Source organism: Luteibacter sp. (assembly GCF_009912395.1).
Taxonomy (GTDB): domain Bacteria; phylum Pseudomonadota; class Gammaproteobacteria; order Xanthomonadales; family Rhodanobacteraceae; genus Luteibacter.
This window is the reverse complement of the sequence record NZ_WNDO01000007.1, coordinates 152,947-167,291: the sequence shown is the minus strand read 5'-3', so window position 1 is coordinate 167,291 and position 14,345 is coordinate 152,947. Positions and strand designations below refer to the sequence as shown.

The 14,345-nt window shown below is 66.0% G+C and carries 9 protein-coding genes and 1 pseudogene; 4 read left to right on the top strand and 6 right to left on the bottom strand.

The window, feature by feature from the left end; translation table 11 throughout:
• Positions 1-91 precede the first annotated feature (91 nt).
• Positions 92-727, top strand: a complete 636-nt coding sequence (locus GAK28_RS09155) for a nucleoside/nucleotide kinase family protein (RefSeq protein ID WP_291777482.1) — start codon at positions 92-94, stop codon at positions 725-727.
• A 58-nt stretch (positions 728-785) separates the two neighbouring features.
• Positions 786-2,183: a sugar porter family MFS transporter gene (locus tag GAK28_RS09150; protein WP_291777480.1), complete on the top strand. Its 1,398-nt coding sequence runs from the start codon at positions 786-788 to the stop codon at positions 2,181-2,183.
• 74 nt (positions 2,184-2,257) lie between these two features.
• On the opposite strand, the pseudogene GAK28_RS09145 reads toward GAK28_RS09150, so the two are convergent.
• Positions 2,258-5,406 (bottom strand): annotated as a pseudogene (locus GAK28_RS09145) (multidrug efflux RND transporter permease subunit).
• Positions 5,407-5,416: 10 nt separating this feature from the next.
• Entirely contained in the window at positions 5,417-6,565 is a 1,149-nt protein-coding gene (locus tag GAK28_RS09140) for an efflux RND transporter periplasmic adaptor subunit (RefSeq protein ID WP_291777478.1), read from the bottom strand.
• A gap of 132 nt (positions 6,566-6,697) precedes the next feature.
• On the opposite strand from GAK28_RS09140, the gene soxR reads away from it, so the two are divergent.
• Complete coding sequence (gene soxR / locus GAK28_RS09135; RefSeq protein WP_291777475.1) at positions 6,698-7,159, top strand: redox-sensitive transcriptional activator SoxR; 462 nt, start codon at positions 6,698-6,700, stop codon at positions 7,157-7,159.
• A 6-nt stretch (positions 7,160-7,165) separates the two neighbouring features.
• On the opposite strand, the gene GAK28_RS09130 is transcribed toward soxR, so the two are convergent.
• Complete coding sequence (locus GAK28_RS09130) at positions 7,166-7,405, bottom strand: helix-turn-helix transcriptional regulator (protein ID WP_343161863.1); 240 nt, start codon at positions 7,403-7,405, stop codon at positions 7,166-7,168.
• Positions 7,406-7,410: 5 nt separating this feature from the next.
• Positions 7,411-8,028: a DUF2975 domain-containing protein gene (locus tag GAK28_RS09125; RefSeq protein WP_291777472.1), complete on the bottom strand. Its 618-nt coding sequence runs from the start codon at positions 8,026-8,028 to the stop codon at positions 7,411-7,413.
• A 39-nt stretch (positions 8,029-8,067) separates the two neighbouring features.
• On the opposite strand from GAK28_RS09125, the gene GAK28_RS09120 reads away from it, so the two are divergent.
• Complete coding sequence (locus tag GAK28_RS09120) at positions 8,068-8,958, top strand: hypothetical protein (protein WP_291777470.1); 891 nt, start codon at positions 8,068-8,070, stop codon at positions 8,956-8,958.
• On the opposite strand, the gene GAK28_RS09115 is transcribed toward GAK28_RS09120, so the two are convergent.
• Together GAK28_RS09115 and GAK28_RS09110 are read right to left on the bottom strand one after the other, a co-directional pair.
• Positions 8,919-10,238: a retropepsin-like aspartic protease gene (locus GAK28_RS09115; RefSeq protein ID WP_291777467.1), complete on the bottom strand. Its 1,320-nt coding sequence runs from the start codon at positions 10,236-10,238 to the stop codon at positions 8,919-8,921. The genes GAK28_RS09120 and GAK28_RS09115 overlap by 40 nt on opposite strands.
• A gap of 1,002 nt (positions 10,239-11,240) precedes the next feature.
• Positions 11,241-14,297: a sensor histidine kinase gene (locus GAK28_RS09110; RefSeq protein WP_291777465.1), complete on the bottom strand. Its 3,057-nt coding sequence runs from the start codon at positions 14,295-14,297 to the stop codon at positions 11,241-11,243.
• Positions 14,298-14,345 lie beyond the last annotated feature (48 nt).

Here is a 14,345-nt window from a genome sequence, read left to right as displayed (position 1 = left end):
ATGCGAAGGCCGTTGTCATCCTGCGACGGCCTTCGCGCCTTTCTTACATCCGCGCGGCTATGGTGCGTCGGTACTCCCGATCCGTGTGCCCATGATCGACAACCAGACCCTGGCCCGCCTCGACGGGCTGCTCGCCACCGGCAAACCCCGCATCCTGCTCGGCATCGTCGGCTCTCCCGGGGCCGGCAAGTCCACGCTCTCCGCGCAGCTGCTGGCGCACCTGGGTGATATCGCCGTCAACGTGCCGATGGACGGCTACCACCTCGCCAACGCCGAACTGGGCCGCCTGGGCCGGGCAGGGCGCAAGGGCGCTCCCGATACTTTCGACGCCTACGGTTACCTCGCGCTGCTCCGTCGCCTGCGCGAACCGGTATCGGGTGAAACCATCTACGCACCCGCGTTCCATCGCGAGATCGAGGAGCCCATCGCGGGCGAGATCGCCGTGCCCGCCGATGTGCGCGTGGTGATCACCGAGGGCAATTACCTGCTGTTCGACGATACGCCTTGGCGCGGCGTGCGCGACCTGCTCGACGAGACCTGGTGGGTGGAGGTCGACGATGCGCAGCGCAAGGCGCAGCTGCTCGAACGCCACATGCGCTACGGTCGCAGCCGGCAGGACGCGCTGGACTGGATCGAACACACCGACGAACCCAACGCACGACGCATCCAGGCCACCGCCCATCGCGCCGACCTGCGCGTGCGGGTAAGCCTCGGCGAGACGGCATGACGCCGACCCATCAGCTTTCGCGGGGGCGAGGGCCGTTACATCCTTCCTGGAGGCACGCATGCAATCGGTAAGTGAGGCCGCCGTAGAAAGCGGCAGCCAATCGACGGGGCTGGTCGTAGGTATCGCCGTGGTGGCCGCGCTGGGTGGCCTGTTGTTCGGCTACGACACGGGTGTGATCGGTGTCGCGCTGCTCGGCCTGGGGCGACAGTTCGCCCTCGACGACACCACGAAACAGCTGGTGACCGGCGCCATCATCCTCGGCGCGCTGTTCGGTTGCCTTGGTACCGGCCCGTTGTCGGACCGCTTCGGCCGTCGCCGCATGGTGATCTTCGTCGGCGTGCTGTTTGGCCTGGGCTCGATCGCTTCCGCGATGTCGCCCAGCGTGGGCGCCCTGATCGCGTCCCGCTTCCTGCTCGGCCTGTCGGCGGGCAGCTCGACGCAGATCATTCCGGTCTACATCGCGGAGGTCGCGCCGGCACGCCACCGCGGCAAGATGGTGGTGCTGTTCCAGTTCATGGTGGTGTTTGGCATCACCGTGGCGTACTTCACCGGCTTCGTCCTGGGCGACCACTGGCGCTGGATGTTTGGCCTGGGCGTCGTGCCCGCTCTGATCCTGCTGGCCGGCATGCTGGTGCTGCCCGAGAGCCCGCGCTGGCTGGTCGTCCGCGGTCGTCGTGAGGAGGCGCTGGGCGTGCTCGGGCGCATTCGTGGCGACATGGCGGTGGCCGAGGCCGAAGTGCGCGATATCGAATCGGTCACGGGCGACGAAACATCGGGCAGCTGGCGCGACCTCGCCCGGCCGTGGGTGCGGCCGGCGGTCATCGTCGGTGCGGGTATCTCCATGTTTTCGCAGATCACTGGCAACAATGCGCTGATCTACTACGCGCCGACGATCCTTACCAAGGCGGGGTTCTCCGACGAGGCGGCCGTGCTCGGTACCGGCGCGAGTACCGTGCTGGTGGTGATCATGACGGTGATCGGTAGCTTCCTTGTCGATCGCATCGGTCGTCGGACGTACCTGCTGTGGATGATCCCCGGCTCCATTGTCGCCCTAGTGATCATGGGCTACCTGTTCCAGGGCCAGGGGCCGACCACCGATTTCAGCCGCTGGCTGGTGGTGGCCTGCCTGGCCGCATACATGATGCTCAACTGCGGCGGTTTCGGCGTGTGCATCTGGCTGGTCAACGCCGAGGTGTATCCGCTGTTCGTGCGCGGCAAGGGCGCGAGCCTGGGTGCCTTCAGCCATTGGTTCTTCGACCTGATCGTGACCCTCACCACGTTGTCGCTGGTGACGTCGCTGGGCGCGTCGCGCACGTTCTGGCTGTATGCGGGAATTTCCCTGGTGGCGCTGGTGTTCGTCTATTACCTGGTGCCGGAGACCAAGGGCAAGAGCCTGGAGCGGATCGAGCACGAGCTGCGTGAGAATCGGTTTTATCCGTTCCAGAAAAACGGGTGAGATCTGTGCCGTTCCCCGCCTTGTAGGAGCGCGCTTGCGCGCGATCGCGCGCAAGCGCGCTCCTACAAGGGACGTCAGTCTGGTTTTTCGTGCTTCCAGGCGGGATGGCGGCCGAACCGGCGGAGCACCACGTAGAACACTGGCGTCAGAAACAGACCGAACACGGTCACGCCCAGCATGCCGGAGAATACGGTGATGCCCGTCGCGGCGCGGACCTCGCTGCCGGCACCGTGGCCGAGCAGCAGGGGCACGGAGCCGGCGATGAAGGCCACTGAGGTCATCACGATCGGGCGCAGGCGCAAACGACAGGCCTCCAGCGCCGCCGGTATCGTCTCCATGCCCTGGATCTCCAGCTCGCGGGCAAACTCGACGATGAGGATCGCGTTCTTGCAGGCCAGGCCCATCAACACCACCAGGCCCACCTGCACGAACACGTTGTTGTCGCCGCCGGACAACCACACGCCCACCAGTGACGCGAACATGCACACCGGCACGATCAGGATCACCGCCAGCGGCAGCGTCCAGCTCTCGTAGAGCGCGGCGAGCACCAGGAACACGAGCATCACGGCCAGCGGGAAGACGATCACCGCCGCGTTGCTCTGGCTGACCTGCTGATAGCTCAGGTCGCTCCACTCCATCTTGATCCCGCGCGGTAGCACGCGGTCGGCGATCTCCTGCAACTTCGCCAGCGTCTGCCCGGACGAGAGTACGCGCGGATCGGCGTTGCCGATGAGGTCGGCGGCTGGGTAGCCGTTGTAGCGGATGACCGGATCGGGGCCGTAGGTGGACGTGGCGGTGACCATCGAACCGACCGGCACCATCTGGCCCCGGTTGTTGCGGGTGTAGAGATTGCCGATGTCCTCGACCGTCTGGCGATGCTCGGTGTCCGCCTGGGCCATGACACGGTATACGCGACCGAACAGGTTGAAGTCGTTGACGTAGACCGAGCCGAGATAGGTTTGCAAGGTGTTGAACAGGTCGGTGAGCGCCACGCCCTGCGCCTTCGCCTTCACGCGATCCACCTTCACTTCCAGCTGCGGGATGTTCGCCTGGTAGGAGCTGACCGGGAAACCCATGCCTGGCGTGCGGGAGATTTCCGCGCGGAACGCGTCGAGCGCATTCTGCAGAGCGCCATAGCCCAGGCCGCCGCGATCCTCCAGGTAGAGCGAATAGCCCGAGCCGTTGCCGAGGCCCTGGATGGGCGGCGGCATGAGGGCGTAGGCGTAGCCATCTTTGATCGAGGCGAACTTGCCGTTGAGCTCGGCACTGATCTGCGCCGCGCCGCGATGGCGCTCGGCGAAGGGCTTCAGGATCACGTACGAGGCGGCAGGTTGGGCGTGTTGGTCTGTTGCAGGGCGTTGAGCCCCGGGAAGGCGGCGAGGGTGTCCACGCCCTCCACCTCATGCGATAGCTCGACCATGCGACGGGTCACGGCGTCGGTGCGCGACAAAGAGGCGCCTTCCGGCAGCTTGGCGCCAGCGAACAGGTAGAGCTTGTCCTGCGTGGGGATGAAACCCGCCGGCACGTGGTTGAACAGCACGGCGGTGCCCGCCAGCAGTACGGCGTACACGCCGAACACCAGGCCGCGACGACCCAGCGATCGGGATACCGTGCCGCCGTAGCGATCGGAGCTGCGCTGGAAGAAGCGATTGAACGGACGGAACAGCCAGCCCAAGCCACGATCCAGCACGCGCGACAGCGCGTCCTTCGGCGCGTCGTGTCCGCGCAGCAGCTTGGCGGCGAGGGCAGGGGACAGCGTGAGCGAATTCACCGCCGAGATCACGGTGGAGATCGCGATGGTCACCGCGAACTGCTTGTAGAACTGGCCCGTGACGCCGGACAGGAAGGCCATTGGGACGAACACGGCACACAGCACCAGCGCGATGGCGACAATGGGGCCGGAGACTTCCTTCATCGCCTGGTGCGCGGCATCGCGCGGGCTCAAGCCCTGCTCGATGTTGCGCTCCACGTTCTCCACCACCACGATCGCATCGTCCACGACGATGCCGATGGCGAGCACCAGGCCGAACAGGGTCAGGGTATTGATCGAATAGCCCAGCAGGTACAGCCACGCGAAGGTGCCAACCACGGACACCGGCACCGCGACCAGCGGAATGATCGACGCGCGCCAGGTCTGCAGAAACAGGATCACCACCAACACGACGAGCACCACCGCTTCCAGCAAGGTGTGCTGCACTGCCTTGATCGAGTCGCGGACGAAGACGGTGGGGTCCCAGACCGGGCGATAGGCCACGCCGGGCGGGAAGCTCTTCGACAGCTCGTCGAGCTTCGCGTAGACGGCGTCGGCCACGCCGATGGCATTGGCGCCCGGCGAAAGGAAGATGCCCACCGATGCGCTGTTGGAGAGGTCGTTGAGCGAGCGCAGCGTGTAGTCGCCGGAACTCAGCTCCACGCGCGCCACGTCGGCGAGGCGGGTGATCTGTCCGTCGTCACCTGCTTTCACCACGACATCGCCGAACTCCTGTTCGGTGCGCAGGCGGCCCCGGACGTTGATCGAGACGAGGTAGTCGGTGTTCTTCGGCGACGGTTCGGCGCCGAGCTGGCCGGCCGAGACCTGCACGTTCTGCTCGCGGATGGCGTTGACCGCATCGGCGGCGGTGAGTCCGCGCGAGGCGAGCTTGCCCGGATCGAGCCAGACGCGCATGGCGTACTCGCCGCTGCCATACAGGCCCACGTCACCGATGCCGGGGATGCGCGACAGCTCGTCCTTCACGTGCAGGTTGAGGTAGTTGCGCAGGTAGAGCGAGTCGTAGCGGTTGTCCGGCGAGTACAGGGCGATGTACATCAAGGGCGTCGGCGACTGCTTCTGCGTGGTCACGCCGTACTGGCGCACCTCGTCCGGCAGGCGGCTCAGCGCCTGGCTCACGCGGTTCTGCACGCGCACGGCGGCGGTGTCCGCGTCCACCTCGGGCAGGAAGGTGACGGTCACGGCAAGGCTGCCGTTCGAGCCGGCCACCGACTTCATGTACATGATGCCTTCGACGCCGTTGATCGCTTCTTCCAGTGGCTCGGCGACCGATTCGGCGATCTCGCGCGGATTCGCGCCCGGGTAGGTGGCGCGCACCACGACGCTCGGCGGCACCACTTCCGGGTACTCGCCCATGGGCAGGATGGGAATGGCGATGAGGCCGATCGCGAAGATGATGATCGAGAGCACCACGGCGAAGATCGGCCGGTCGATGAAGAACTTGGAGAAATCCATGGCCGGCTCCTTACTTCGTGACCTGGGCCACGGCGGCATCCTGCGGCTTCACCGCCATGCCCGGGAAATAGATCTTCTGGGTGCCGGTCACGATCACCTTGTCGCCCGTCGCCAGACCCGATTGCACGACGCGCATGCCGTCCACGAGGCGCCCCAGCGTCACGTCCTTGCGCAAGGCCTTGTCCTCGGGGCCTAGCACGTAGACGTACTTGCGATCCTGGTCGGTGAGCACGGCCTTGTCGTCGATCAGCATGGCTTGTAGCTCGTGCGTGCCTTCCATCTGCACGCGGGCATACAGGCCCGGTGTCAACGTGCGATCGGCATTGGCGAGCACGGCGCGGGCGCGGATCGTGCCGGTGGCAGGATCGACCCGGTTATCCAGGAAATCCACCTTGCCCTGGCGCGGGAAGCCCGTGTCGTTGGCCAGCCCGACACGCACGGCGCCATGCCGCTGGCCATGATCACCGCGTACGCCTTCCATGTAGCGCAGGTAGCTTTGCTCGTCGCAGTCGAAGTAGACGAAGACCGGGTCCTGCGACACCACCGTGGTCAGTTCGCTCTGGTCCGCCTGCGCGAGGTTGCCCATGGTCAGCATGGCGCGGCCCGCCCGACCATCCACTGGTGCGCGTACCTCGGTAAAGCCGAGATTGAGCTGGGCCGTCGCGACGGCGGCCTGCGCGGCACGCACATCCGCCGCTGTCTGCGCGAGGTCGGCATGTCGGCTGTCGTACTCGTCGCGCGAGATGGCATGGGCCGTGATGAGCTTCTGCGCGCGCTCGTCCTGCGCCAGGGAGAGCGTGGCCGCCGCCCGCGCGCGTTCCAGTTGCGCCTGCGCGCTGTTAAGCGCATCGCGATACGGGCGCGGGTCGATCACGAACAACACGTCGCCGGCCTTCACCTCGTCGCCCTCGCGGAACGCGATGCGATCGATGTAGCCGGTGACCCGCGGACGGATGGATACGGTTTCCACGGCGGAAACGCGGCCGTTGAATTCGTCCCAGGTCTTCACCGTGCGCGAGGCCACGGTGGCGACGCCGACTTCGGGTGGTGGCGGCGCCTGGGCGGTATCGGCGTGCGACGAGCAGGCGGCGAGCAGCACGGCCAGGGTGGCGGCGAGTCCGGCGCGCAAGGCCGGGGGAGGGAATGCGTTCGTACGCATGGCGGTGTTTCCTTCTGGCAAGCGGGCACGCGCCCACGGGGTTGAGTCCGTCGACGGCGGCTTGGGATGGGGTTGCTTGCGGATAGCCTAGGTATTAAAGCTAACTTTAAGTCAAGCTTTTTGGACGGAACGATGCGTTTCCAGAACGACCCCCTGCTGACCATCGGCCATGTGGCCCAGCGCAGCGGCGTGCAGGCGTCCGCCCTTCGTTTCTACGAGACGCGGGGCTTGATCGCCTCCGTCCGCGCGGATTCAGGGCATCGCCGCTACCCGCGATCCACACTGCGGCGGATCGCGTTCATCGTGTTCGCCCAGCGCGTGGGCTTTACCCTGGAAGAAATCGCCGCCCAGCTGGCGCGGCTGCCCACCGATCACGTACCGACGGGCGAGGACTGGAAAAAGCTGTCGCGCGTATGGAAAGCCCGCATCGAAGAGCGCATCGCCGAGCTGCAGCGACTTAACATCGGCCTGGACCAATGCATCGGCTGCGGTTGCCTGTCGATGGACAAATGTCGCCTGTCCAATCCCGGCGACCGCGGTGGTGGCACGGGGGCCGGCGCGCGACGCTGGACGGGAGAGATGTCAGCGGAGTGAGGCGTGTCAGTCCAGCGTGTCGCCGTCGTCCTGCGTTGAGTCCCCCGGCACGAACTCCAGGAGGTCGCCGGGCTGGCATTCGAGAAATTCGCAGATGCGCTCCAGCGTGCCGAAGCGAATTCCCCGGACCTTGCTGGACTTCAGCAGCGAGAGGTTCTGTTCGGTGATGCCCACGTAAGCGGCGAGGGCACGCGACTTGACCTTGCGGCGGGCGAGCATGATGTCGAGGTTGATGATGATCGGCACGGCAGTCACACGATCCACTGGTTGTCTTCGGCCAGCTGCGTGGCTTCGCCGAGGATCATCGCGACAACGAAGAAAACGGCACTGATCAACCCTTGCCAGATATCGGAGGATTCCACGCCGATGCCGATCGAGGTCACGTTGTCCAGACCGAGGGCACGCGCCACAAGAAGGATCAGGGGCGGAAGGAGGACGCTCGCTATCAACGCGAGCAGCAGCGACAGCGCGAACGAGCGCAGATGGCGAACGGCCCGCGCGCTGAAGAACTCTCCCTGTTCGAACAGGCGCATCAACCTGACCAGCGCGTACAGGCCGCCGAGATAGATGAGTGAAACGAGGATGTTCTCGACCAGGAACAGGCGAGGATGGTGGACGAGCGGCATGACGGGGTTTCCCGTGAAGTCGAAGTTCGGCCCGCTTGGAACGAACCGCTCGGGAAGCGCCAGAACGACGTTGTAGAGCGCGATGACCGCCATGGCGACCACGATGACGAAACGCAGCCATCGTGCCTTTTTCTTGGCTTTATTATAGTCAATAATGATTGTCAAGTGATTAAAGTTTACTGTAAAACAGTAAACTTTCTCCTGTAGAGTCGTCGTCGGGCCCACACTGTCGGAGACGCTCATGATTTGCAAGCAGTGGCTGTGCGTTGGGAGGACTCAACGATGACCCTCACCCAAAGAACCTCCCACGTGTCACGCCCCCTGCTGCTGGCAGCAGGCCTCGCGATCGCGGGCATCCTTGGCCTCGGCACCCATATCGTGTTGCAACAGGTGCTGGGAGTGCCTTACCCGGATGTGCACCTCGTTCCCGCATGGGCGACCTTCCTGAACAAATGGAGCGCCTGGGGCGCGGTCGTCGCGATCTGGCTTTACGACGAACGCCACTCCCCGGAGCGCACCTGGCTCGGCCGCTGGCTACGGATCGCCCTGATCTTCCTGCTGGTGAAGGAAACGCTGCGCGCCGCGGTCATGCAGGGTGTCGTCACCACGAGCTATGCGATCTACCTGGCGCTGGCGGTGCCGACCATCGTCGCGGTCATCGCGGGATGCGGCCTGGCCGGTCTGGTTGCGCGATACGTGCGGGGCCCTGGCGCGATCGTTCTGGGCGGTCTCGCGATCGCCGCGTTCTCCGAACTCGTATGGCGACCGTTCGTCACCGTCCCGCTGGTCGAGACGATCAACGGCCTGGGGCTTCCGAATCACGACGAGGTCTATGGACAGCCTTATGGCCTGCACGTGCTGATACCGGCGTTCGCCACCTACCTCGAGCCGGTGGTGGGCGCGGTCCTGTTCTGCCGGTCGATCGGCGGCCGATCGCCATCGAAGGCGGCCTTCGTCACCACGATGGCGTGTTTCCTATTCCTGACGGGACGGATTGTTTCTCCCCTCGTGTGGAGCTTCTTCGGTCCGTTCCCCGTGCCCGCCGCGTTCATGAGCCTCTTCCAGTTCGCCCTGGAAAACGCGGTGCTGATCACGGGCGTGTTCTTCAGCGTGCGGTGGTTTGGGCGTGACGATCACACCGGCTTCGTCGGCGGCAACAGGCAGGCGCGGTGACGTTTGTTGTCGAGCAGGATGTCGAAGTCGTTCAACACGCCCGATCCGAGCATGTGCGGGATGGGCGATCCATCGGCGGGGAAGATCGTCGTCTCCAGATCGACCTTTCGCGCACCGCTCTCGAGCCGCGCCTTGCCCGCGTAGAACTTGCGCATGACCGGCCCGTTCACGGTATCGGTCCGCATCAGGCCATGCGCGTCCGATGTCCTCAGCGAGGGATCGTCGCTGCTCAGGGTCATGTAGCCGTCGTCGCCGGTGACCAGCATGACCGGGGTGTCCTTGCCGTCGATGGTCGCCTGGATCGCGAAGCGGTGCTGGTAGACACCGCTGAAGTCGAGCAGGTAGTCCGGCGGCGAGGGGCAGTCGTTCGTCACCTTGGCGTCGAAACGCATGCCGGTCTTGGATATCGCAACACGATCCGCCATCCGGCCGATCAGGTCGATGCCGAGGACGGACTCGGAAAAATCCACGACCAGCACGCTCGTCTCGTGGACATCGAGGTTGCCCACCTGCAACTGGGCGATATTGACCATGCCCGATTTACCGCCGTTCGATGTCGCTGCCTGGCCGTCGATGCCCAGGTTCACGTTCAGCACCTTCAGGCCCAGCCGATCCGCGTCGGCCCGTGACAGCACGGTCATCTGGGAACCGGTGTCCAGGCGCATGTTCAGCGTCTTGCCGTTGACCTTCGCCGGCACGATCAGCTGGGCGCCTGGCGCGGTGCTTCGTTCGGTGGCGGGAAGGAAGTCGAGCTTGTCCATGCGCTTGGTCACGGCGAACGTCGTCGGTGCCTTTCCCATGCCTTTGATCACTTCTTCCGCGGCGAGTACGGGAGCCGTGGTGATGCCGCCGTGGCCAACCTCTTTCTCCATGGGGGCCCGCAGCTTGGCCCAGTCCGCATGCGTCATCCGGGCCCAGCCCCGCAGGTCGCCCCGCATGAACAGATCCGAGGCCGCGATTTGCGCGCAGGGCACGCCAACTTGCGCGTTGACGGTGCCACGCACCGCCTCGTCGACACATCCCCGGGCGATCTTGCCCGAAGCCTCGAAGTCGCCATCGAGGCGCGCGAGCAAGGCCTTGGTGATGGCTTCCATGCCGGGCAGGGGAACCGACGCCGCCTCGGTCAGGGCCGCGCGATCTCCCGTCACGGCTGCCTGTACGAGGGGCGATCCCTCGCCGACATCGATGATCGTCGTCGGTTTGTCCTTGTCGGTCGTCGTCGCGGCGTAGGCGACGGTGGTGAAAGGCAGCAGCACACACAACGCGACGATCGGTTTCATGGGCATCCTGTCTCGGCGGGTGGGTATCTCCGGGGGCCGATTCTTGCCCGTTTGGAGGCGTCGTATGTCAAGGAGACGTAGACGCGGGGCATCCGTGGTGAAACGCACAACGCCCCCTCACGTCGTTCCAGCGAAACCGACGTAAAAGCCGATGCAGCGCTACCGCATGGCTGGCAAACCGAGGCGGTGGGTTCCGGCCTGCGCCGGAACGACGAGGCTCGTCGCACCGGCGCAGGCCGGTGCCCACGGTGATGCATCCGGTTATCGCATCGCGTCTTTTGTAGGAGCGCGCTCGCGCGCGATCCCGCGTAGCGGGCCAGGTGATCGGCAACGTGTGATCGCGTCCCCACGTCGTTCCAGCGCACGCTGGAACCCAGCGCGATGCGATGGGTTGTCGCGAGTACGTTACCTACGCAAAAGCCGATGCAGCGCCCCCGCAGTGCTGGTAAACCGAGGCGCTGGGTTCCGGCGTGCGCTGGAACGACGGCGCGGTAATTTGGGAGGTGGCGACCTGTAGGAGCGCGCTTGCGCGCGATGCCAGGTTGCCGCGAGCACCCATCGCGCGCAAGCGCGCTCCTACAGGTGAAACGGGATCGCGAGCACCCATCGCCGATCGCATCGGCGATTCCCACAAGGGTGCCTCACCATACGGAGAGCCGTCGGGCCGTCGCCGGGGCGCGACTTGAGGAGCCGAGGGTAGGTGGGCGAAAAAGGCCGCGCAGCGGTGGCGGTTAGGATGACCGCCATTCCTCGCCGAGGCAGGATGCCGAGTCGAGGAACCTCGACCACCTGCCCGAGCCCGAAGGGGCGAAGCCATAAGACACGGGCCGCGCAGCGGCCAACCTTTCCCGAGGGACGGCGGAGCCGGCGCGCCCCGGCGGCGGCCCGGCGGCTCCACTAGCCACGCCCGAGCGCCGAACGCGATGCCGCAGGCGAGCCCAACCTACGAAGCGGCTGTACGGCGCAAGCGGCTAAAAATTCGGGCTGCAAAGCAGCCAACCTCTACCCACCACGCGGCCGCTTCCCCCGTCGATACACCTTGTCCGCCGGCGCTTCCACCATCAGCTCCGTACCCTGGCCCTTCTTCGTGCGAATGCTTGCCCGCCCACCGATACGATGGGCGCGTTCGCTGATGCCGATAAGACCCCAGTGCCTCGTCGGCGCATCACTGGACTCATCCATGCCCTTGCCGTCGTCGCTGATCAGCAGCGTGAACCGCGACGCGCCGTAGATCATCTCGACGTAGACGCTGCCCGCATCGGCATGGCGCTGCACGTTGCGCAACGCCTCGCGGCCGATGCAGTAGAACTCGTCTTCCGCGAACGGATCCAGCGGCGCAGCTTCGCCACGCGTATGCATCGCCACCTGGATGCCCGCTTCCTCCAGTTCCTCCGCATAACGCTGCAGACGTTCGGCCAGCGTCCCCGCATGACCATGGCGTTCGCGCAGATGCTGCACACGGTCGCGCCCCTCGACCACGAGGCGCTCGGCGCGATCCAGCGCCTGTTCAAGCTGGCGACGCCCCGGATCATCGCCGGCAAGGCGATCCACGATCGTCTGGAAACGCAGGATCAAGCCCTGCGCACCCTGCAACAAGGTGTCGTGCAACTCGCGGGCGATCCGCTCGCGCTCGTCGTAGCGTTCGCGCAGGCGAATGCGCAACTGCCGCGTCAGCCAGCGTACCCGCAGGCGATGCACGATCCACCCGGTCAACAGAATCGCCACGGCACACAACAGCTTGAACCACGGACCTTCGACGAACGTTGGCAGCACGACGAGCGTCGCCTCCGCCGGCTCGCCCCAATCCCTACCGTTGTAGGACGCCTGCACATCGAGCACATACGTGCCCGGATGCATCTGCGTATAGCGCAACTCGCGCTGGCCTTCGAGCGTGCGCCAATGCACCTGCCCAGGGGTGAGCCGATAACGGAAACGTACGCCATTGGGACGACTGGGCGCGATCGCCGCATAACGCACGGTGATCTCGCGATGATCCGGATCCAGCTGCGCATCGCGAACGGGAAACGACACGTCGCCCGCGACGATCTCGCGAATCACCGCCGCCGGCGGGGACGGTGCCACGCCGACCCGACCCGGGTCCAGCGACGCGAGACCTTCCTCTGCCGCGAACCACAGGGTGCCATCGCGCGCCGCCAGCGCGGTGGGCAGGGGGCGCACACGCTGCGCGCCACCGGGAAGTCCGTCATCTTCGGTAAGCAGTTCGAGGTCGAGGTGCCGTGCCTCGTCGTCCATGGCGTCGGTCAGCGCATCCTGCCCGACACGCGCGACGCCATCGTCGGTATTGATCCACCACGTGCCGCGTCCATCCCGCGCGATGCCGGTCGCGCCTTCAAGTACATGCGCCGGCGAGGTGGAAAGAAACACCGCCCGCCCACCGTCGAGCACGGAGAAGGCACGCTCGGATGCGACCAGCAATCGACTGCCCACCGTCGCCAGCGCGGTGATCGGCCCCGCAGCCGCCTTGCCCGGATGCACCTGGACATCGATGCGATCCCCGGCAAGCCGGACCAGGGCCCCATCGGGATAGCCGAACCACAGCCTGCCATCGTCCATGGCGCAGATCGCGGATGGGCTACCTGTCGGCATGCCCGGTATCGACGACGATGGCTGCCAGGCGTCGTTCGCATCGCGGACATAGAGACCCTGGCCCGACACGGCCAACCAGAAACGCCCCGCGGCATCGCGCGCCATGGCGTGCACGACACCGGGCACGCCGGTCGGCGATGCCGGGAAGCTTTCGGTGACCGGCGTACCGTCCTTGAGGTGCCACAGATGTCCATGACCGCCGAGCCAGACCGTGCCATCGCGATCCGTCCACGCGGCGGACACGGGGGCCTGGAAACCAGGTAGCGCCGTGGGCGGCACGTTGGCGCGATCGATCCGCCAGAGCCGGTCGGGCGTGTCGCTGTTGTTGTCCGTGCCCACCCAGAGCTTGCCGGCGCCATCTTCCGCCAGGGCGAAATAGACATTGGGATCGGGAAAGCGCTCGCGCGCGAACAGGCTGTCGCGAAACAGGTCCACGCCGCCCTTGCTGCCTAGCCACAGGTTGCCTTCACGATCGACCATCGCCGTCATGGTCAGCTCGGACGACAGTCCCAGCGCCGTACCCGCCGATTGCGCCCGCAGCGCCGCGCGCGACAGGAACGCAGGTGCGCGCTTGCCGAAGGTGGGATCACGGCAAAGCCCCGAGTGGCAGTCGATGGTCCAGAGCGCGCCATCGCGATCGATGAGCGTATCCAGGCCGTTGGCCCGGCGCGCGGGCGCACGCGCATGGGGTTTCCCCCATTCCCCGGGCATGGCCGTGATGCCGCGCTCGTCGGACAGCCACAACCGACCATCTGCGCCAACCAGCAACTGGAAGCCATGGCTGAAACGCATGTCGACCGGCTCGAAGCGCCGGTGTCCTGCACGCAACACGTAGATGCGCTCGTCCGCCCCGATCCAGATATCGCCGCGACCATCCTCGAACAGGCCATCCACGTGGGCGGGCACGTTCCATTCGGAAGACGGCGTTTTCCACACGCCGTTGTCGAAGTACACGAGCACGCCACGCCCATTGGCCCAGAGCCTGCCGTCGCCATCGGTGGAGAACGCATCGATCGCCAGGCCGGCGGGGAGACCGGAGGCCACGCCATAACGGGTGATCGCGCCATCCGTCAGTCGGGCGACGCCGCCGTTGGCGAGGGCTACCCAGAGGTCGCCGCCGTCAGCGGCATACAGCGCCCAGGTCGCGGAGGTCTGCGCCGCGCCCTGCGGCAGCAATTCCACGCGAGTGAAATCGAAGCCGTCATAGCGATAGAGGCCGTCGCGGGTGCTGAACCAGATCTGCCCGTCGTCCGTCTGCGCTATCGCGGCGACCCCGACGGGGGCGCCCTGGGCATGGTGGAAGGCCGTATGCAGGAGGCTGTCTACCGGTCGCGTGGTGTCCAGCGCGAACACCGGCCATGCGAGCAGGAGCAGAAGGGCGCCCAGCCGCGCACGCACGTACGCGGACACGCGTCGCGGGGTGCTGCCGCGTTCGCCGTCTGGTCGAGCCACCTTCATGCCGTCATGGTCCCACAGCGGGCCCGCCGAGGCTTGGACGTT

Excerpts from the sequence above, each read along its gene's own strand:
- GAK28_RS09125 (WP_291777472.1), bottom strand. The coding sequence starts at position 8,028 with ATGAGCGTCTCCGACAGTGTGGGCCCGACGACGACTCTACAGGAGAAA.
- GAK28_RS09115 (WP_291777467.1), bottom strand. The coding sequence starts at position 10,238 with ATGAAACCGATCGTCGCGTTGTGTGTGCTGCTGCCTTTCACCACCGTC.
- GAK28_RS09120 (WP_291777470.1), top strand. The coding sequence starts at position 8,068 with ATGACCCTCACCCAAAGAACCTCCCACGTGTCACGCCCCCTGCTGCTG.
- soxR (WP_291777475.1), top strand. The coding sequence starts at position 6,698 with ATGCGTTTCCAGAACGACCCCCTGCTGACCATCGGCCATGTGGCCCAG.
- GAK28_RS09150 (WP_291777480.1), top strand. The coding sequence starts at position 786 with ATGCAATCGGTAAGTGAGGCCGCCGTAGAAAGCGGCAGCCAATCGACG.
- GAK28_RS09155 (WP_291777482.1), top strand. The coding sequence starts at position 92 with ATGATCGACAACCAGACCCTGGCCCGCCTCGACGGGCTGCTCGCCACC.
- GAK28_RS09140 (WP_291777478.1), bottom strand. The coding sequence starts at position 6,565 with ATGCGTACGAACGCATTCCCTCCCCCGGCCTTGCGCGCCGGACTCGCC.